17 protein-coding genes are annotated in these 17,815 nt (G+C 70.5%); 8 read left to right on the top strand and 9 right to left on the bottom strand.

Annotated features, from left to right (window positions below; translation table 11 throughout):
- Positions 1-182: 182 nt before the first annotated feature.
- The 4 genes from ACTWQE_RS14930 to ACTWQE_RS14915 form a co-directional block, all read right to left on the bottom strand.
- Entirely contained in the window at positions 183-1,484 is a 1,302-nt protein-coding gene (locus ACTWQE_RS14930; protein WP_443329412.1) for an SWIM zinc finger family protein, read from the bottom strand.
- The gene (locus ACTWQE_RS14925) at positions 1,481-4,315 is read right to left on the bottom strand and encodes a DEAD/DEAH box helicase (RefSeq protein ID WP_443329411.1); all 2,835 of its coding nucleotides are present in this window, start codon (positions 4,313-4,315) and stop codon (positions 1,481-1,483) included. Before ACTWQE_RS14925 ends, ACTWQE_RS14930 begins: the two co-directional genes overlap by 4 nt.
- A 90-nt stretch (positions 4,316-4,405) precedes the next feature.
- On the bottom strand, positions 4,406-5,233 hold the full coding sequence (locus tag ACTWQE_RS14920) for an ABC transporter permease (RefSeq protein WP_443329410.1): 828 nt from the start codon (positions 5,231-5,233) through the stop codon (positions 4,406-4,408).
- Positions 5,230-6,213: an ATP-binding cassette domain-containing protein gene (locus tag ACTWQE_RS14915; RefSeq protein WP_443329409.1), complete on the bottom strand. Its 984-nt coding sequence runs from the start codon at positions 6,211-6,213 to the stop codon at positions 5,230-5,232. The genes ACTWQE_RS14920 and ACTWQE_RS14915 overlap by 4 nt, the downstream gene beginning before the upstream one ends.
- Before the next feature lie 290 nt (positions 6,214-6,503).
- Here ACTWQE_RS14915 and ACTWQE_RS14910 point away from each other — a divergent pair, with 290 nt between their 5' ends.
- Complete coding sequence (locus ACTWQE_RS14910; RefSeq protein ID WP_443329408.1) at positions 6,504-6,797, top strand: antibiotic biosynthesis monooxygenase family protein; 294 nt, start codon at positions 6,504-6,506, stop codon at positions 6,795-6,797.
- Between the two features lie 75 nt (positions 6,798-6,872).
- On the opposite strand, the gene ACTWQE_RS14905 is transcribed toward ACTWQE_RS14910, so the two are convergent.
- The 5 genes from ACTWQE_RS14905 to ACTWQE_RS14885 all read right to left on the bottom strand — a co-directional run bounded on the left by ACTWQE_RS14905 (position 6,873) and on the right by ACTWQE_RS14885 (position 12,337).
- Positions 6,873-8,456 carry an FAD-binding oxidoreductase gene (locus tag ACTWQE_RS14905; protein WP_443329407.1) on the bottom strand — a complete coding sequence of 528 codons (1,584 nt, stop codon included), beginning with the start codon at positions 8,454-8,456 and terminating at the stop codon, positions 6,873-6,875.
- Between the two features lie 53 nt (positions 8,457-8,509).
- Positions 8,510-8,770 carry an acyl carrier protein gene (locus ACTWQE_RS14900; protein ID WP_443329406.1) on the bottom strand — a complete coding sequence of 87 codons (261 nt, stop codon included), beginning with the start codon at positions 8,768-8,770 and terminating at the stop codon, positions 8,510-8,512.
- A 69-nt stretch (positions 8,771-8,839) separates the two neighbouring features.
- Positions 8,840-10,090 carry a ketosynthase chain-length factor gene (locus ACTWQE_RS14895; RefSeq protein WP_443329405.1) on the bottom strand — a complete coding sequence of 417 codons (1,251 nt, stop codon included), beginning with the start codon at positions 10,088-10,090 and terminating at the stop codon, positions 8,840-8,842.
- Positions 10,087-11,352 (bottom strand): beta-ketoacyl-[acyl-carrier-protein] synthase family protein, encoded by a 1,266-nt coding sequence (locus ACTWQE_RS14890; protein WP_443329404.1) that lies wholly within the window; start codon positions 11,350-11,352, stop codon positions 10,087-10,089. The genes ACTWQE_RS14895 and ACTWQE_RS14890 overlap by 4 nt, the downstream gene beginning before the upstream one ends.
- Positions 11,353-11,743: 391 nt before the next feature.
- A complete protein-coding gene (locus ACTWQE_RS14885) occupies positions 11,744-12,337 on the bottom strand; it encodes an aldo/keto reductase (RefSeq protein ID WP_443329403.1) in 594 nt (197 codons plus the stop codon).
- 438 nt (positions 12,338-12,775) lie between these two features.
- Between ACTWQE_RS14885 and ACTWQE_RS14880 the strand changes: the two genes are divergently transcribed.
- The 7 genes from ACTWQE_RS14880 to ACTWQE_RS14850 form a co-directional block, all read left to right on the top strand.
- A complete protein-coding gene (locus ACTWQE_RS14880) occupies positions 12,776-13,456 on the top strand; it encodes a tyrosine-type recombinase/integrase (RefSeq protein ID WP_443329402.1) in 681 nt (226 codons plus the stop codon).
- A gap of 9 nt (positions 13,457-13,465) precedes the next feature.
- The gene (locus ACTWQE_RS14875) at positions 13,466-14,290 is read left to right on the top strand and encodes a HipA family kinase (RefSeq protein WP_443329401.1); all 825 of its coding nucleotides are present in this window, start codon (positions 13,466-13,468) and stop codon (positions 14,288-14,290) included.
- Positions 14,287-14,682, top strand: coding sequence for a DUF3037 domain-containing protein (locus ACTWQE_RS14870; protein WP_443329400.1), 396 nt, complete (start codon positions 14,287-14,289; stop codon positions 14,680-14,682). Before ACTWQE_RS14875 ends, ACTWQE_RS14870 begins: the two co-directional genes overlap by 4 nt.
- 157 nt (positions 14,683-14,839) lie before the next feature.
- Complete coding sequence (fabG, locus tag ACTWQE_RS14865; RefSeq protein WP_443329399.1) at positions 14,840-15,601, top strand: 3-oxoacyl-ACP reductase FabG; 762 nt, start codon at positions 14,840-14,842, stop codon at positions 15,599-15,601.
- Between the two features lie 32 nt (positions 15,602-15,633).
- Positions 15,634-16,395 carry an SDR family oxidoreductase gene (locus tag ACTWQE_RS14860; protein WP_443329398.1) on the top strand — a complete coding sequence of 254 codons (762 nt, stop codon included), beginning with the start codon at positions 15,634-15,636 and terminating at the stop codon, positions 16,393-16,395.
- A gap of 133 nt (positions 16,396-16,528) precedes the next feature.
- Positions 16,529-17,197, top strand: coding sequence for a uracil-DNA glycosylase (ung, locus tag ACTWQE_RS14855; RefSeq protein WP_443329460.1), 669 nt, complete (start codon positions 16,529-16,531; stop codon positions 17,195-17,197).
- 145 nt (positions 17,198-17,342) lie between these two features.
- Positions 17,343-17,815 (top strand): hypothetical protein (locus tag ACTWQE_RS14850; protein ID WP_443329397.1); only part of this gene is annotated, 473 nt, incomplete at its 3' end.

Here is a 17,815-nt window from a genome sequence, read left to right as displayed (position 1 = left end):
CCTCGCCTCCCGTACCTGCTGTTTCACCGATGGTGGTTCCGGCACCTGGAGGATCGTTGGAGCTTTGCTGTACGGCGGGGCCGGTACGGGCCAGGGGAGTGCCGGGCACAGCGGAACGGCGGCCGGCCCGTTCCCCGGTGAAGGGGTGGGGCCGACCGCCGTTCAGGCAGCGGGAGTCTCGGTCAGTCGTCGAGGAGTTCCGCGAGCGCCAGGGCCGGGTCCTCGGTCGGCCGGCCGGCCGACGTCCAGGCGCCCGACGTCTCCCGGTAGGGGTACCACCGGCCGTCGCGCCCGTAGCGCAGCTGTAGTCCCCGGCCTGTCAGCGTCCAGTGGTTACCGCTGTTGACGAGCTCGGGCACCTCGTCCTCGGCCCAGCCCGCGGCGAGCATCGTGCGGGCCCGCGCGACGTCGGGCTGCGGGGGCTCCCACCGATGTTCCAGTACCTCGAGCCCGGCCGCGCCCCCGTTGCGCCATGCCGCCGCGGCCCGGTCCAGCCTCTCGGGCTCGTCACACGCCTCCCGCAGTCGCTGGGGCACCCGCGGGTCGGGGTGGGTGGCGGCGAGGCGTACGGTGTCCTGCCAGCCGTCGAGCGGCTGCGGCGGCTCGGCGCCGACCCCCTGGACGTACGCGAGCAGGTCTCGGGCGCGCACGGCCGCGTCGGTGACCAGCCGCTCCAGCGGGTCCGCCGCGATGCCGGTGACCGACTCGGCGGCCTGTTCCGGCGGTTCGGGCAGCGGCGGAAGCGCCGGCAGTGGCACGGCGGGACGTGCGTACGCCTCAGCCGCCGGCGTTCCCCGCGCCGCCGTGGCCTCGTGCCCGTCCGCAGGCTTCCCGGCGTCCGCTTCGTGCTCCTCGCCGGCTTCCCCGTACTCCTCGCCCTCACGGGCGTCGGACATGGCCCGCAGCAGGACGGCGGACTTCAGCTCGTCCAGTGCCACGGCCCACTCCCGGCCGCGTACCAGCAGCAGCACCTGCGGGTCCGCATCGAGGAGCCAGGAGAATTGGTAGCCGAGCGCCACGGCGTGCGCGCACGGGTGGTCCGGTTCCGCACAGTCGCAGTCCGGCTCCAGGTCGCCGTAGCCGGGCAGCAGCCCGAGCCGGGCGTCCTCGGCGGCCTCCAACAGGTCCGGCGGGAGTTCCCCCGCCAGGAGCGCCTCGGTCCCCGCCGGCCGGCTCGCGGTCTTCTCCCAGAGTGCGTCCCACTGGTCGTCACCCAGCGCCGGGACCGTCAGGACCGCCGTGTACGGGTCGTCCGCACCGTCGTACACCTGCGCCGCGACCCGGCCCGCGCTGACCGTGAGGGGGCCGATCCGGCCGGAGCGTGCGAACGCCCGCCCCTTCTTCAGCGGCTCCTCCTCGGGCCAGCCGTCCTCCATCGCCTCCACCCACGCCCTGCCCCACCAGGACTGACCGCGAACGCGTCCGCCCTTGCGTGCCGCGAAGGCGGGAAAGCCCCGTGCACCGCTGTCCGCTCCGTCGCTCATTCCGCGCTCCTCAGCTCCACCAGGTTCGCCAGCTCGTCATTCCCGAGGCTGCTCAGCGCCTGCTCACCGGTGCCGAAGACGGCGTCCGCGAGCTCCTGCTTGGCCGACAGCAGCGCCGCGATACGGTCCTCGACCGTTCCTTCGGCGATCATCCGGTGCACCTGCACCGGCCGGGTCTGTCCGATCCGGTACGCCCGGTCGGTCGCCTGCGCCTCGACGGCCGGATTCCACCAGCGGTCGAAGTGCACGACGTGGTCGGCCCGGGTGAGGTTGAGCCCGGTGCCCGCTGCCTTCAACGACAGCAGGAACACCGGTACTTCGCCGTTCTGAAAGCGCTCCACCATTTCCTCGCGCTTGGGCACCGGCGTCCCCCCGTGCAGCAGCAGCACGGGGATGCCCCGCTCCCGAAGGTGGCGCTCCAACAGACGCGCCATGGCGACGTACTGGGTGAAGACGAGGGCCGCACCGTCCTCCGCCACGATGGTGTCCAACAGCTCGTCGAGCAGTTGAAGCTTGCCGGAGCGGCCGGACAGCTTCGGCTCGTCCTGTTTGAGGAACTGGGCCGGGTGATTGCAGATCTGCTTCAGGCCGGTCAGCAGCTTGAGGACCAACCCGCTGCGGGCGATACCGTCGGTCGACCTGATTTCGGCCATGACGTCGCGCACGTGCTGCTCGTACAGGGCCGTCTGCTCCGCGGTGAGCTGCACCGGGCGGTCCGTCTCGGTCTTGAGCGGCAGTTCGGGGGCCACTCCCGGGTCGGACTTGCGGCGGCGCAGCACGAAGGGCCGCACCAGTTCGGCCAGGCGCTGGACGGTGGAACCGGTCTCCGCTTCGGTGCCGGCCGTCCCGGCGCGTTCGGCTTCGATCGGCGCCATCCACCGGCGGCGGAAGTGACCGCGGCTGCCGAGTAGCCCGGGAGTCGTCCAGTCCAGGACGGCCCACAGTTCGGACAGGCTGTTCTCCACGGGGGTGCCGGTGAGCGCGATCTTGGCATCGGCCGGGATCAGTCGCAGCGCCCTGGCCGTGGCGGCCGAGGGATTCTTGACGTGCTGCGCCTCGTCGGCGACCACCATGCTCCAGGGATGCCCGCCGAGCCGCTCGGCCTCCAGGCGCATCGTGCCGTAGGTGGTGAGGACGAAGCCGGTGTCCGCACCGTCGAGCAGGCGACCGGCACCGTGGAAGCGGCGCACGTCCGTGCCGGGGGCGAAACGGCGGATCTCCCGCTCCCAGTTCCCCAGCAGCGACGCAGGGCACACCACAAGGGTGGGACCACGAGTGTCCGCATGCGCCTGACGGAACAGGTGCAACGCGATGAGCTGGATCGTCTTGCCCAGCCCCATGTCGTCGGCGAGGCAACCACCGAGGCCCAGCGAGGTCATGCGGGAAAGCCAGCGCAGGCCGCGGAGTTGGTAGGCACGCAAGTCCGCGGCAAGCCCCGCCGGCGGCTCGACGAGCTCGTCGCCGCCGTCGGGGTCGGCGAGCCGGGCGCGGAGTGCGAGCAGCCAGGGGCTGGCGTCGACCGGCACCTGCTCACCATCGATCTCCGTGCACCCGGTCAGGGCGGCGGACAGCGCCTCGATCGCCGTGAGCGGTTTGAGCGCGCGTTCCCGGGCCCGGCGGGCGAGTACGGGAGTGACGAGCACCCAGCGGTCCCGGAGCCGTACCACCGGGCGATCCGCCTCGGTGACGGCCGCCATCTCCTCCTCGGTCAGCCGGTCGCCGTCGAGGTGGAGCTGCCAGCGCAGGTCCACGGTGCCGTCACCGCCGATGAAGGAGCGCATGTCGGTGGGCGCAACGCGGTCCGCGCCCACGACGGCCCGCGCCGTCAGCGAGCGTTCCGACGCATCGGGCCAGTGCACGTCGATGCCGTGTGCCCGCAGCCGGGACGTGGCACCACCGAGCAGCTCGCTGATCTCCCCGTCCGTGAGCCGGAGAGCGCGCGGTACGGGCAGCAGCCGCTCCAGCGGCTGCCACACGCCGGCAGCGCGCCGTACAGTGAGGATCGTCTCGGCCTGGGCATGCGGCCCCAACGCGTGCGGGGCGCCGTCGAAAAGTTCCCCGGCGTCCAGGGCCAGGGTCGGATCGGCGAGACTGGAGACACGGGGCACCACCTGCCCCACGGGCCTGCCGTCACTGCCATGGACCAGGCGCACCGGCAGCGATACCCGTACGCCCGAGTCGATGCCCACCGAGATCTCGTCCGCCCAGGCCCGCAGCTGCGGTACGTGCTGGGGCTCCGCGGCAGCGAACGCGGCGCGCCCGGTGGCCGTCGCGGCGGCCGCGGTGCGTGGCAGCGTATCGGCGACAGCGTCGAGGAAGGCGCGCAGCACCCCCTCCGGCTCGGGGAGCAGCGTGCTGCCGGTCACCGGCACGGCGAGCGCCTCGGGCGGCGCCGCGGCGGCCAGGTCGCGCAGCCGCACGACATCCTCGGGATCGAGCGGGCCGGCGCGCCAGGTGTCGTATCCACCTGCCGACACACCGGGCAACAGCCGCCCCCGGGCGGTCAGGTGAAGCGACAACGCGGTGGCGGCGCCCCAGAACGCGGCCGCCGGGTGGACGGGGGGAGCGGTGGCCCCGCCCCCGTGCACCCGGCGGGCCAGGGCCAGTACGGGCAGTGCGTCGGCAACGGAGGCCCACAACACGGGTACGGTACGGAGGCCGTCGGCGGTGACGAGGCCGGCCTCACCGGCCGTACCGTAAGGCAGGTCGGGCAGGCCCGGGCCCTCGGGGTCCCAGAAGACCAACCGTCCCGTACGGGCCGGATCGCCCGGCTCGAAGGCGACCGCACACCGCGCCAGCTGGCTGGCATGCTCTCGCGCAACCCACACCATGGGTTCTGGATTCTCCCTCTTCCGCTCGTCCGCTCTTCCGTACTGCGTTCTCTTCTCGCCCGGTTACTGCCTTCCGCTCGCCCGACGCGATCAGTTCGTCAGGTTACGGAAGCGCTGTACGGACAGCGGCCAGAAGATCGCGCAGAGCAGGACCGGCCAGACCACTGCCATCAGCAATGCGTGCTGGGCGATCCAGGAGTCGCCGCCCCAGCCGGGGTTGCCGAACAGCTGGCGGGTGGCGAGCACCGTGGAGGACAACGGGTTCCACTCGGCGATCGTTCCGAGCCAGGCCGGCATGGTGGCCGGTGCCACGAAGGCGCTGGTGAGGAAGCCGACGGGAAATTCCACGGTCTGCACCATCGTGATGCCTTCGGGGCCTTTCATCAGCAGCCCGAGATAGATGCCGGCCCACACCAGCGCGAAGCGCAACAGCAGCAACAGGCCCACGGCCAGCAGGGCCTTGCCCGCGCCGCGGTGCACGTCCCAGCCGATCAGCAGTCCCACATCGAAGAGCACGGCCAGGGCAAGCAGTGAGCTCACCATGTCGATGACCGCGCGCCCGAGGACCACCGCGGAGGGCGCCATGGGCAGGGTGCGGAACCGGGAGGTGATCCCGCGGTTCTTGTCGGCAGCGACGGCGGCTGCCGTCTCGCCCAATCCGAACACCATCGTCATGACGAACATGCCGGGGAGCAGGAACTCCCGGTAGCTTCCGCCGCCGGGCACCTGCATCGCACCGCCGAAGAAGAAGCCGAACATCAACACGATGACGACCGGGAACACCAAGGTGCCGATGAGCGTGCCCGGTTCGCGTGACCAGTGAGTGAGCCCGCGCAGCGTGATGGTCCATCCGTCCGCGGTGGCCCACCGCAGCCGGGCGAGCGGGGTGCGGGGAATCGGGGGTACGGAAACGCTCATCGGGACACCGCCTCGGCCGTTGTGTTGTCCTGGTCGACACCGTGGCCGGTGAGGTGCAGGAACACCTCGTCCAGGGTGGGGCGACGCAGCGCGATGTCCTCGGCGCTGATCCCCGCGTGGTCGAGGGAGCGCACGACTTCGGTGAGCGCACTCCCACGCTCCGTCACCCGCAGACTGATCCGGCGGGTGTCGGGATCGGTCTCCGGTTCACCTTCACCGGCGTGGGCGACGACGGACGCGGCCGTTGCCAGCTCGTCGGTACGGCGCACCACGATGTCGACGCGGTCGCCCCCGACCTGGCTCTTGAGCTGGTCGGGGGTGCCATCGGCGATCACCTTGCCGGTGTCGATCACCGAGATGTTGTGGGCCAACTGGTCGGCCTCCTCCAGGTACTGGGTGGTGAGCAGCACCGTCGTACCGCCCTCGACGAGGGCGCGCACCGCTTCCCAGACCTCGTTGCGGCTGCGTGGGTCCAGGCCGGTGGTCGGCTCGTCCAGGAAGAGGACCGGCGGGGCCAGCACCATGCTCGCGGCGAGATCGAGGCGGCGGCGCATACCTCCCGAGTAATCCTTGAGCGGTTTGCTGCCGGTGTCAGCGAGCCGGAACTGCTCCAGCAGCTCGTCGGCGCGGCGGCGCGCGCTGCGTGCCGGGAGGTGGTGGAGCCGGCCGAACATCGTCAGGTTCTGCCGGCCGCTCAGCACCTCGTCGACGGCTGCGTACTGGCCCACGAGACCGATGTGGGCGCGGACTTCGGCCGCTTGCCGGACGACATCGAACCCTGCGACCTCTGCGCGTCCCTCGTCCGCCTTGGCCAGCGTGGACAGGATTCCCACCGCAGTGGTCTTGCCCGCGCCGTTCGGACCGAGCAGCCCGTGGACCGTGCCCCGTTCCACGGTGAGGTCGAACCCGTCGAGCGCGTAACGGTCGCCATAACGCTTGCGCATTCCCTCCGCATGGACTGCCGCTCCGGTCGATGCCATGTCAACTTCCTCTGATGAGTGCATGTGTCAGGAGAGTGCCCGGACGATTCACGGTCCGGGGCGGTGGCCGGGTCGGCGGACAGCGCGCGACACGGCATTCGGCCGATCCTCGGGCATGCCGCTGGAGCCCTGCTGGAGCCTTGGTCGAGCGCCGCCGCCGACGGCGTTCCATCTGCCTTCCACGGCTTTTCGAGGGACGCCTGCGACGGTTACCGGGCTTTCCGGTGTCCCCGAGGGTCTGCCGGGAAGGCGCGGACATTCGCTGAGCAGGTATCCCGAAGGAGCTCACTGTGATCACGTTCATCAACCGGTTCGATGTCACGGGGTCGCCCGCCGAGTTCGAGCAGGCCTTCGACAGGACGTCGGCGTTCTTCGCCGCCCAGCCGGGTTTCCTCCGGCATCGTCTGCTGCACCATGTGGAGGAGTCGGGGCGCTACGTCAATGTGGCCGATTGGGAAGACGAGCAGTCCTTCCGACGAGCGCTGGAACAGCCGGAGTTCGCGGCGCACCGTACCGCTCTGCGCGCACTGAGCAGCAGTGAGCCGGGCCTCTACACGCCGCTCCTGGAGCGCGTCTCGCCCTGAGAGCCGGTGTACCGCAGGCCGCGCAGCAAGGAGGGACGGCGCTCGATCGCCGTCCCTCCTTCGCTGTGCGCACGGTCAGGCGGGCAGTACGCCCAGCGGGCGGTGCCCGAACATGTTCCGTGGGTCCCAGGCAGCCTTGACCCGCTGGAGCCGCGGATAGTTGTCCTTGTAGTAGAGGTGGTGCCAGGGCACGCCCGAGGTGTTCCACGCGGGGTCGGCCATGTCGGTGTCCGGGTAGTTGATGTAGCAGCCGTCGCTGCTGTCTCCCGGCACCGGGACACCTCCGGTGGAAGCGAACACGTCCCGGTACGCGCGGCGCAGCCAGTCGATGTTCTCGTCGTCGGCCTGCGGGTCCTGCCAGGCGTTGATGAAGACGGCGTTGAGGATCGCGTCACGATGCGAGGTGGCGGTGTCCGACGCCGGGACGGAGTTGATCCGCCCGCCATGGGACTGGAGCGACACGGACACCGAATCGCCGCTGTGCTCGACGTTGTTGAGGTGCGGGTACAGCGCGTCGATCTGGGATTCGGTCCAGGAGCGGCGCAGGTAGGCCGACTTGATCTTCTGGCGGCCCTGCTCGGGGTCGTGCGCCTCGGCGAGCGTGTGCGTTGCGGTCATCCACGGATTGCTCGTGATGCCGGTGATGTACGGGGTGACGGGGACGCCGTTGGTCACGGCCGCCACGTACTGCTTGAGCAGCTGCTCGGCGTCGGGGTGGCTGCCGTCGAGGTGTGCGAAGCTGATGGCACTGTGACCGGGGTCGTTCTGCTTGAGCCGGCCCAGCAGCACAAGGCCGCCGTACAGCCCGTTGAACGGGGAGTCCGCCGCACTGTTGCGCTCGTGCCACAGGCCGTGGTTGCGCACGAGCCGGCGGAAGGCCGCCTGGTCCATGCCCTCACGGGGGAAGATCACCGCGTTGGAGAGAGCGGTGGCCGGCGGGCGCGGCAGCAGTTGCCCCGGGTCGTCACCGGTGGCGCCGGGCGAACGGAACCAGTAGCGGGTGACCACACCGAAGTTACCGCCTCCGCCGCCCGTGTGGGCCCACCACAGTTCACGGTGTGGATCCGACGGCTCGCGGGTGGCCACCACGGCGCGGGCCTGACCGGACGCCTCGGCGATGACCACCTCGACCGCGTAGAGGTGGTCGGCCGCGATTCCGAAGCTGCGGGACAGCGGTCCGTACCCACCACCGGCCACATGCCCGCCGAACCCGACACCCGCGTTGGCGCCACCGGACAGCGTGACACCCCAGCCGTAGTACAGCTTCCGGTAGGCGTCCATCAGCCGGGCACCGGGCTCGATCATGAAGGCGCGCATCTGAGGGTCGTAGGAGACGGCATTCATCTCCCCGAGCTCGATGACGAGCCGCCCGGCCGGATCGCCCATGAAGTCCTCGTAACAGTGACCACCACTGCGCACCGCGATGCGTCGGCCCGACCGGGCAGCCTCACCGACGGCCGCGACGACCTGCTGGGTGGTGGTGGCCACCCGGAAGGCCGCAGGTCGCGCGGTGAATCGCTGATTACTGCCGCGCACCGCCAGGTCCTCGTAGCGGGGGTCTCCCGGAGTGATGTCGGCAGCCTCGGTACTGGCGGTGTGCCCGGCGGCGCCGGCCGCTGTCGCGTCGGCTGCGGAGAACCGACGACTTGGTACTGTCATCATGCACCTTTCTCGGTGGATGAGGTGAGCGCTCCGTTGCGCACGGACGTCGGTCAGACCCGTTCCCGGGCCGACAGTGCCTGGTTGACCAGCCTGAGGTACTCCCGCGGCGTCTCGGCCGCGTCGATGACCTCGTCCAACTTCAGCTCGTAATCGCGCTCGATACGCCCGGTGGTCTGGAGAATCGCCAGCGAGTCGTAGCCGAGATCGGAGAAGCGGGCGTCCAGGACATCGCCCTCCAGGTCGACGTCCTCATCCTGGCCTGCACACTCGCGCAGCAGGGCGGTCAGGTCGCTCAGTTCCAGGTGCTTCATGGGTCTGTCTCCTCCGCGTGCCGGGCACGCGCATCGTCGGACGGGTGTCATGGGAACGTGCACTGGGGCTCAGGCCGCGGCGCGGATCACGGCTGCGGCGTTGAACCCACCGCGGCCGCGCGCAAGGACCAGTGCGTTGCGCAGCCGGACGCCGCGGCGCGGGGTGCCGGTCACCAGATCGATGGGGCAGTCGTCGGCGGGGCGCACCGTGCCGGTGGTCGGCGGGATGACCTGCTCGCTCAGGGCCAGCAGCGCCGCCGCCAGGTCGAGGGAGGCGCCACCCGCCAGCAAGCGGCCCGTCATGGACTTGGGCGCGGTGACCGGCACTCCGTGGGCACCGAACAGGCGGGTGATCACCTCGGCCTCGGCGCGGTCAGCGGCGCGATCGGCCGCGGCGTCCGCGAACACCACGTCGACCTCGTCGGGCGTCATACCGGCATCGGCCAGGGCGAGCCCGGCCGCGTCACCGAGACGCGGCGTGCCGGGTCCGTCGAAGGTGGCCGCATAACCGGCGAACGAGCCGTACACGCGGGCACCGCGCTCCCGGGCCGCGGCCGCGTCCTCCAGGACCAGCAGCGCGCCGCCCTCACCGATCACATGGCCGGACGCCTCGTGGTCGAAGGGGAGATAGGCGCGCGCCGGGTCGTCGGCGGTGCTCAGCCCCCCGCCCGCCAGATGCGCCGTCCAACCCCAGGGGCACAACGCCGAGTCGACGCCTCCGCTGATCACGAGACCGGCGCCCTTGCGGATCTGCCGCCGGGCCTGGGCGACTGCATCGAGGCCGCCCGCCTGCTCGGTGACGACGGCACCGCTGGAGCCGCGCATGCCGTGCCGGATGGAGATCTGACCGGTGTTGACGGCGTAGAACCAGGCGAACGATTGGTACGCGCTGACGTGCTGGCCGCCCTTGCTCCACAGCGCCTGCAGCTCGCGCTGCCCGAACTCGAAGCCGCCCGCAGAGCTGGCGGTGACCACCCCCGCGCCGTAGGCGGGGAAATCCGCCGGATCGGCGCCGGCGTCGTCGAGGGCTTCCTTGGCCACGGCCAGCGACAACCGGGTCACCTGGTCCGTCTGCGGCAGCAGCCGGCTGGGGACGTGGTCCTCGGCGACGAACCCCGGCACCTCGCCCGCGAGCCGGACCGGGTAGCCGGCAGCTTCGAAGCGGGTGAGGGGGCGGATGCCGCTCTCGCCGCGAAGTACGGTGGCCCACCACGCCGCGGTACCGAGGCCGTTCGGAGCGGCGACACCGATCCCGGTGACGACTGCCGTGGCGGCACGGGCTCCGCCCGGTACCCGTCCTGTCGACATGACGGTGGTCATACTGCCTCCACAAGTCGCGGGCGGGTGAGGATCATGGCGCTCTGGAAGCCGCCGAAACCACTGCCGACGCTGAGCACCGTGCCGGTGTCCTGCTCGCGTGCGGTGAGCGGGGTGTAGTCCAGGTCGCAATCGGGGTCGGGTTCGTGCAGGTTGGCCGTCGGCGGCACGGTGTTGTGGGTGATGGCCAGCGCACTGGCAGCCACCTCCAACGAGCCGATCGCGCCGAGCGAATGGCCGATCATCGACTTGATGGAACTCACCGGCACCTCGTGGGCGTGGCTGCCGAGACTGCGCTTGAAGGCGGCTGTCTCATGCCGGTCGTTCTGCTTCGTGCCGGAGCCGTGCGCGTTGATGTAGTCGACGGCAGTGGGGGCGAGCCGCGCCTCGTCGAGGCAGACCCGGATCGCCTCGGCCATTTCGTCGCCACCGGCACGCAGACCGGTCATGTGGTAGGCGTTGCTCCGACTGGCGAAGCCGGAGATCTCGGCGTACATCGGTGCGTCGCGACGGCGGGCCCGCTCGAACTCCTCCAGGATCAGGACGGCAGACCCCTCGCCCAGAACGAACCCGTTACGGGTCCGGTCGAAGGGGCGGGAGGCGGTCGCCGGGTCGTCGTTGCGTGAGCTGGTCGCCTTGATGGCGTCGAAACACGCGACCGTGATCGGGGAAATCGGCGCATCGGTGGCACCGGCCACCATGACGTCGGCGTTGCCCTCGCGGATCAGGTCGACGGCGTGGCCTATCGAGTCCAGGCCGGAGGTGCAGCCATTGGAAACCAGCGAGACCGGGCCCTGGGCACCGGTGCTCCTGGCCACTTCGGCCGCCAGTGAGCTGGGGACGAAGTAGTCGAAGAGGTGCGCGACGGCCCGCGTGTGGTCGACGTTCCACTTGCGGCCGTGGTCACTGACGGTCGCGTACTCGGTGTCCAGGCCGGTGGTGCAGCCGACCGCGCTGCCGAGGCTGACCCCGGTACGCAGCGGATCGAGCCCGTCTGCGACGCCGCTGTCCGCGACTGCCTCGCGGGCACTGACGACGGCGAACTGCGCAGCACGGTCGAGGCGCTCGGCCTCCTCAGCGGTGAATCCGTGTGCGGCCGGGTCGAAGTCGACCTCAGCGGCGATGCGGGAACGGAACGGGGAGGCATCGAACAGGGTGATGTCGCGGGTGGCCGTCCGGCCCGCCGTGAGCAGCTCCCAGAACGCCTTGGTGCCCACACCGCCTGGAGCAACGACTCCGATACCGGTAATGACGACCCGTCTCATCGACTTTCCCCCATAACTGTCCTCCTGGTCAGCGGGCCGGCGAGGAACCCGGCGTGGCACGTCGCTCCCGACACGGTCGCCGGAATGAGGTGACCGCACGTGCCTGAGCTGCGGTTATGTACCGTGGCACCGAGCCTCGCCCACGGGGCTGGAGGATCACTCGAATCTCCCTCCTCCCGCCGGCGAGCCGATCGCCACGGCCAGGCCACACCCCGGAAACCGGAACGAGGCGTGAGCCGGCGGTGCCCTGGCTCGGCATCTCCATCGCGAGCTCGGAACCGCACCCACCGGGACGAGGACACCCCGGTGATCGGCGGCCGCCAGCCCTCGTAGCGGGCTGCCTTCCGGGCTGGCACCGGAGCGGTGGGAGCTGGTGCCGTGGTTGTGGGCATCAGGCTTCGCCTGCCACAGCCGCGACGATCTGTTCGAGGTGTTGCGGACGGCTCGTACTCGGGATGGGGGCGACGCGATCACTCCGATCGAGCAGCCAGCGCAGCGGCGCCTGGACTCCCGCTGCGCGGGCCAGGTATCCGGCGTCGAGCGGCCGGTAGGGCACGTAGGGGATGCCCCGTTCCCGGCAGAGTTCCAGTGCCGGGTCGAAGCTGTCGGTCATGTTGAGGACGTTCTGAACGGCGGCGATGGTGACTTCCTTGCCCGCCAGCCGGATGTCCTCGCAGGCGACCTTGGACAGTCCGATGTGTCCGATCTTGCCCTCGTCCTGCAGAGGTCGAAGCGTGCCGAGCTGGTCGGCGGCCGGGACCTCGGGGTCGATGCGATGGAGGTAGCACAGCTCCAACCGCTCCGCGCCGAGGCGGCGCAGGCCTGCTTCGACGCTGGCTCGTAGATACGCGGGGTGGCCATGAGGGCCCCAGACGTTGGGGGACGGCCGGGCCATGCCGACCTTCGTGGCGATCAGCACGTGCTCGGGATAAAGGTAGAGCGCGTCGCGGATCAGGTGCTCGGCGGCGTAAGGGGTCGCCGGCATCCCTGGTGTCCGCGATCGGTCGTTCGAGACCTTGGAGGATGCCAAGGCGTGGCTTCGTCGGTCTTCCACGGATGAGGAGCGGGGCGAGTTCGTGGATCCGCGCGATGGGTCCATTGCGCTCGCCGACTACATCGCCAAGTACTGGGCGCTGGCTGCGGGAGCGGCTCCGAAGACTCGGCAGGGTCAGGAGCGGCGGGTTCGGCTCCATATCGTTCCGCACCTGGGGCATCTGCCTCCCAGGCAGGTGACGGCAGCCGAACTGCGCGCGTTCGTAACGGAGTTTGGCGCGACAGTCTTGTCGGTCGACTATCGGCGAGCGATTCTGGGCGAGCTGTCCGCGATTCTGGAGACCGCCGTGGACGACCGGCGGATCGTCAGGAATTCGATGCGGTCGAAGTCGGTGCGATGGCCGAAGGCGTCGAAGGAGCGTCGCGAGGCATGGTCGCTGGAGACCGCACTCCGCGTCCGGGACCTCTGGGCGGGAAGCTGTACTACGCCCTTCCGAAGGGTGGGAAGACCCGCAGTGTGGACATGCCCGCCTCGGTGGCTGCAGAGCTGAGGCAGCACATCGCGCGCTTCCCGCCGGTCGAGGTGGAGCTCCCGTGGGGAGGGCCGGGCGAGGACATGGAGCGCAAGAAGTTTCCGCTTCTGCTGACCTCTCGCTACGGCAATGCTGTCGCGGTGAACACGTGGAACTCCTACGTGTGGAAGCCCGCCCTCGCGAAGGCCGGCGTCATCCCGCCGCAGGCCGAAGGGGCGAAGCCCTGGCAGTGGGCGGCGGCGCCCAAGGACGGCTTCCATGTGCTGCGGCACACGTACTCCTCGGTGATGCTGGAGGCGGGGGAGTCGGTGGTTACGCTCGCGCGGTGGCTGGGGCACTCGTCGCCGACCATTACGTGGGCCCACTATGCGCACTTCATGCCGGAGGCCGGAAATAGGGGGCGGGGTGCCATCGACGCTCTGTTCGGTGATGGGGAGAGTGGCGTCGTCGTCAGCGGCCGAAACTCCCCAGCTACTCCCCAGAGCCCCAGAGCCTCCCCAAGGGGGTTTCAGGGCGGATCGGCGGGTCGGAGGGGCTTGTCGGTCCGGCGTGATTGCTCAGGTCAGAGGGGCGGATAGCCTGGGCAAATGCTTACAGAAGTCATTGCGACTCGATATGTGACACCCCTCAGGGAGGGTGGATCACTTCCTGGGATCGTTGAAGGCGACGACCTGGGTACTTATGTCATGAAGTTCACCGGCGCCGGACAGGGCCGCAAGACGCTCGTCGCCGAGGTGATCTGCGGACGGCTGGGCCACCGGCTCGGACTGCGGGTGCCCGAGCTGGTGCGGATGCAGCTCGACCCGGTGATCGGGCTGGGCGAACCGGATCAGGAGGTGCAGGAGCTGCTCAAGGCCAGCAGCGGCCTCAACCTCGGGATGGACTACCTCCCCGGGTCGCTCGGCTTCGACCCCCTCGCCTTCGAGGTGGGCCCGGAGGAGGCCGGGCGGGTGGTCTGGTTCGACGCACTGATCAACAACGTCGACCGCTCCTGGCGCAATCCGAATCTGCTGGTCTGGCACGGACGGCTGTGGCTCATCGACCACGGCGCCACCATGATCTGGCACCACAACTGGCCGACCGCACCGGCCGCGGCCGGCAAGCCGTACGACGCCTCCGACCACGTTCTCGCCTCCTTCGGCCCGGACCTGGCCGCGGCCACCGCGGATCTCGCGCCGCGCGTCACCGAGGAGCTGCTCGCCGAGGCGGCGGCCGATGTCCCCGACGAGTGGCTCGCCGACGAGCCCGGCTTCGACACCCCGGACGCCCTGCGCCGGGCCTACGTCGAGACGTTGGCGGAGCGGGCCGCCACGATCCACACGCGTATCACCCTGGGCCCCCGCCGGGACGACAAGCCCTCGCAGGCTCCGGACTGGCTGCGCGTCCGTGTCGACGGAAAGGCCGCGACGTGACCGGGCTCCACCACGGGCGCGATGTCTTCGAGTACGCCCTGCTGCGCGTGGTCCCACGGGTCGAGCGCGGTGAGCTGATCAACGCGGGCGTGGTGGTCTACTGCCGCGCCCGGTCCCTGGTGATCGCCCGTACGCATCTCGACGAGGCGCGGCTGCGCGCCCTCGATCCGACGGCGGACGTGGACGGCGTACGCGCGGCCCTGCGCGCCGTCGAGGGCGTCTGCCGGGGCGGGGAGCAGGCGGGCCCGGCCTCCGCGGACGACGCGGGGCGGCGCTTCCGCTGGTTGATCGCACCGCGCAGTACCGTCGTCCAGCCGGGGCCGGTGCACACGGGTCTGACCGCCGACCCGGAGGCGGAGGCCGAGCGGCTGCTCGATGTGCTCGTACGCTGAACAGCTGTTTCGGCCCTGTGACATGCGGCGCCCCCGGTCACGGACCGTTGACACGGGGTTCTCCGGCTTCTAGCGTTTCGTCGACCGACCTACTAAGCGGTTGCTCAATTTAGCCGCACCCGGACGGACCCGCATCCCGAACGCGAGGAGAACCCACATGTCCACCACCGAGCAGCGTGTCGCCGTTGTCACGGGCGGTGCCCGAGGCATCGGCGCCGCCACGGCTGTACGCCTGGCCGAGGAAGGCCGCGCCGTCGCTGTCCTGGACCTCGACGAGGCCGCCTGCAAGGACACTGTGGAGAAGATCACGACGGCGGGTGGCAAGGCCCTCGCCGTCGGCTGCGACGTCTCCGACTCCGCCCAGGTCGAGGCCGCGATCGCGCGGGTCGCCGAGGAGCTCGGCGCTCCCACCATCGTCGTCAACAACGCGGGTGTCCTCCGGGACAACCTGCTGTTCAAGATGAGCGACGCCGACTGGGACACCGTCATGAACGTGCATCTGCGTGGCGCGTTCCTGGTGACCCGCGCCTGCCAGAAGTACATGGTCGAGGCGAAGTTCGGCCGGGTCGTGAACCTCTCCAGCAGCTCGGCGCTCGGCAACCGCGGGCAGGTCAACTACTCCGCGGCCAAGGCCGGTCTGCAGGGCTTCACCAAGACCCTCGCCATCGAGCTGGGCAAGTTCGGAGTCACCGCCAACGCCGTGGCCCCCGGGTTCATCGTGACCGACATGACCGCCGCCACCGCGGCCCGCATCGGGGCGGACTTCGACGAGTTCCAGACCGCCATGGCCGGCCAGATCCCGGTGCAGCGCGCGGGTGTGCCGGACGATGTCGCCAACGCCATCGCCTTCTTCACGGGCGACCAGGCCGGGTTCGTCTCCGGCCAGGTCCTGTACGTCGCCGGCGGCCCGCTCGACTGACGCCCCACCGCCCGACCCAGAAGAAGGACCAGATGACTGCACAGGCGCAGGACAGCGGAAAGGTCGCGCTCGTCACCGGAGCGAGCCGCGGCATCGGGTACGGCATCGCGGAGGCGCTGGTCGCCCGCGGTGACCGGGTGGCCATCACCGGCCGCAACGAGGAGGCCCTCAAGGAGGCCGTCGAACAGCTCGGCGCGGACCGAGTGATCGGCATCGCGGGCAAGGCTCACGACGAGGCTCACCAGGCGGCCGCCGTCGAGCAGACGGTCGAGGCCTTCGGCCGGGTCGACTACCTGGTCAACAACGCCGGCACCAACCCCGTTTACGGGCCGCTCACCGAGCTCGACCTCGGGGTGGCACGCAAGGTGTACGAGACCAATGTGATCTCGGCCCTGGGCTTCGCCCAGCAGACGTGGAAGGCGTGGCAGAAGGAGAACGGCGGCGCGATCGTCAACATCGCGTCGGTCGCCGGTCTCTCGCCCTCGCCCTTCATCGGGGCGTACGGTGTCAGCAAGGCCGCCATGATCAACCTCACGGTGCAGCTCGCGCACGAGCTGGCGCCGGGCGTACGGGTCAACGCCATCGCCCCGGCGGTGATCAAGACCAAGTTCGCCCAGGCGCTCTACGAGAACCGTGAGGAGGAGGTCGCGGCCTCCTACCCGCTCGGCCGGCTCGGCCTTCCCGAGGACATCGGCGGCGCCACGGAGTTCCTGCTCTCCGACCGCTCCGCGTGGATCACCGGGCAGACGCTCGTCGTCGACGGCGGTATCTTCCTCAACGCCGGAGGCGGCTGAGGATACGCCCGAGCACGGCAGAACCCGCCGAGAACGCCCCTCCCGGTCATCCGGGAGGGGCGTTGTCAGTCGCCGCCGGTAGGTTCTGCGGAGAAGAACGGATCGCACCCCGGAGGTTGTTGACGTGACCGACATGCTGCCCGAGTCCTGGCGCGGTGTCCTCGGCGAGGAGTTGGCGAAGCCCTACTTCACGGAGCTCTGGGAGTTCGTCGAGAAGGAGCGGGCGAACGGCCCGGTCTACCCGCCGCGCGCGGAGGTCTTCGCGGCGCTGGAGGCGACTCCGTACGACCGGGTGAAGGTGCTGGTCCTCGGGCAGGACCCCTATCACGGCGAAGGGCAGGGCCACGGTCTGTGCTTCTCGGTGCGGCCCGGGGTGAAGACTCCGCCCTCGCTCCGGAACATCTACAAGGAGATGCAGGAGGAGCTCGGGCACCCGGTGCCGGACAACGGGTATCTGATGCCGTGGGCCGAGCAGGGGGTGCTGCTGCTCAACGCCGTGCTGACGGTCCGGGCCGGGGAGGCCAACTCCCACAAGGGCAAGGGCTGGGAGAAGTTCACCGACGCGGTGATCCGCGCCGTCGCGGCCCGGCCGGATCCGGCGGTCTTCGTCCTGTGGGGCAACTACGCCAAGAAGAAGCTCCCGCTGATCGACACCGAGCGGCACACCGTCGTCCAGGGCGCACACCCCTCGCCGCTGTCCGCCAAGAAGTTCTTCGGCAGCCGTCCCTTCACCCGGATCGACGCGGCGATCGCGGCTCAGGGCCATGCGCCGGTCGACTGGCGGATCCCGGCTCTCGGCTGACGCCCGGGCCGGGGGCGCGGTCACCGAACTGGCATCTCTCCACGGGCGGCCGGGCCCGGGCCCTGAGAGTCTGAGCGCGACGGCCGGTGGCGGCCGGTGGCGGCCGGCGTCATCCGGCGGGTGGCGCCAGAGCGCGGGAGGCCGGATGGCTGAGGAGCGGCAGGGGGAGGCGGTGCAGGACGCCGTCATGACCAGGATCGGCCAAGCGATCATGCTGCACCGGGCGGGGGACCGGGAAGAGGCGAGAAACCGTTTCGCGGAGCTGTGGGAGGAGATCGGGGACTGCGGCGATCCGTACCACCGCTGCACGCTGGCGCACTACATGGCCGACACCCAGGACGACCCGGCCGACGAGCTGGCCTGGGACGTCCGCGCGCTCGATGCGGCCGACAGCGTCGGCGGTCCTCCGGCCGCCGCGGGTGACGCGCCCCCGGTGGTGCGCGCCTTCTACCCGTCGCTCCATCTGAGCCTGGCCGCGGACTATGTGAAGCTGCGCCGGCCCGACGCGGCCCGGCGCGAGCTCCACCGGGCACGGGACAGCGCCGGAGTGCTCGGGGACGACGAGTACGGGGACGGCGTCCGGGCCGCCATCGCACGGCTGGAGCTACGGCTGAACGG

Source organism: Streptomyces sp. 8N706, assembly GCF_052245415.1.
In the GTDB taxonomy this organism is placed as follows: Bacteria; Actinomycetota; Actinomycetes; order Streptomycetales; family Streptomycetaceae; genus Streptomyces.
This window is presented reverse-complemented; position numbering and strand designations above follow the sequence as displayed.

Bases quoted from the DNA above. Each gene is read 5' to 3' on its own strand.
- ACTWQE_RS14930 (WP_443329412.1), bottom strand. From the start codon at position 1,484: ATGAGCGACGGAGCGGACAGCGGTGCACGGGGCTTTCCCGCCTTCGCG.
- ACTWQE_RS14925 (WP_443329411.1), bottom strand. From the start codon at position 4,315: ATGGTGTGGGTTGCGCGAGAGCATGCCAGCCAGCTGGCGCGGTGTGCG.
- ACTWQE_RS14920 (WP_443329410.1), bottom strand. From the start codon at position 5,233: ATGAGCGTTTCCGTACCCCCGATTCCCCGCACCCCGCTCGCCCGGCTG.
- ACTWQE_RS14915 (WP_443329409.1), bottom strand. From the start codon at position 6,213: ATGGCATCGACCGGAGCGGCAGTCCATGCGGAGGGAATGCGCAAGCGT.
- ACTWQE_RS14905 (WP_443329407.1), bottom strand. From the start codon at position 8,456: ATGACAGTACCAAGTCGTCGGTTCTCCGCAGCCGACGCGACAGCGGCC.
- ACTWQE_RS14900 (WP_443329406.1), bottom strand. From the start codon at position 8,770: ATGAAGCACCTGGAACTGAGCGACCTGACCGCCCTGCTGCGCGAGTGT.
- ACTWQE_RS14895 (WP_443329405.1), bottom strand. From the start codon at position 10,090: ATGACCACCGTCATGTCGACAGGACGGGTACCGGGCGGAGCCCGTGCC.
- ACTWQE_RS14890 (WP_443329404.1), bottom strand. From the start codon at position 11,352: ATGAGACGGGTCGTCATTACCGGTATCGGAGTCGTTGCTCCAGGCGGT.
- ACTWQE_RS14885 (WP_443329403.1), bottom strand. From the start codon at position 12,337: ATGCCGGCGACCCCTTACGCCGCCGAGCACCTGATCCGCGACGCGCTC.
- ACTWQE_RS14880 (WP_443329402.1), top strand. From the start codon at position 12,776: ATGGTCGCTGGAGACCGCACTCCGCGTCCGGGACCTCTGGGCGGGAAG.
- ACTWQE_RS14875 (WP_443329401.1), top strand. From the start codon at position 13,466: ATGCTTACAGAAGTCATTGCGACTCGATATGTGACACCCCTCAGGGAG.
- fabG (WP_443329399.1), top strand. From the start codon at position 14,840: ATGTCCACCACCGAGCAGCGTGTCGCCGTTGTCACGGGCGGTGCCCGA.
- ACTWQE_RS14860 (WP_443329398.1), top strand. From the start codon at position 15,634: ATGACTGCACAGGCGCAGGACAGCGGAAAGGTCGCGCTCGTCACCGGA.
- ung (WP_443329460.1), top strand. From the start codon at position 16,529: ATGCTGCCCGAGTCCTGGCGCGGTGTCCTCGGCGAGGAGTTGGCGAAG.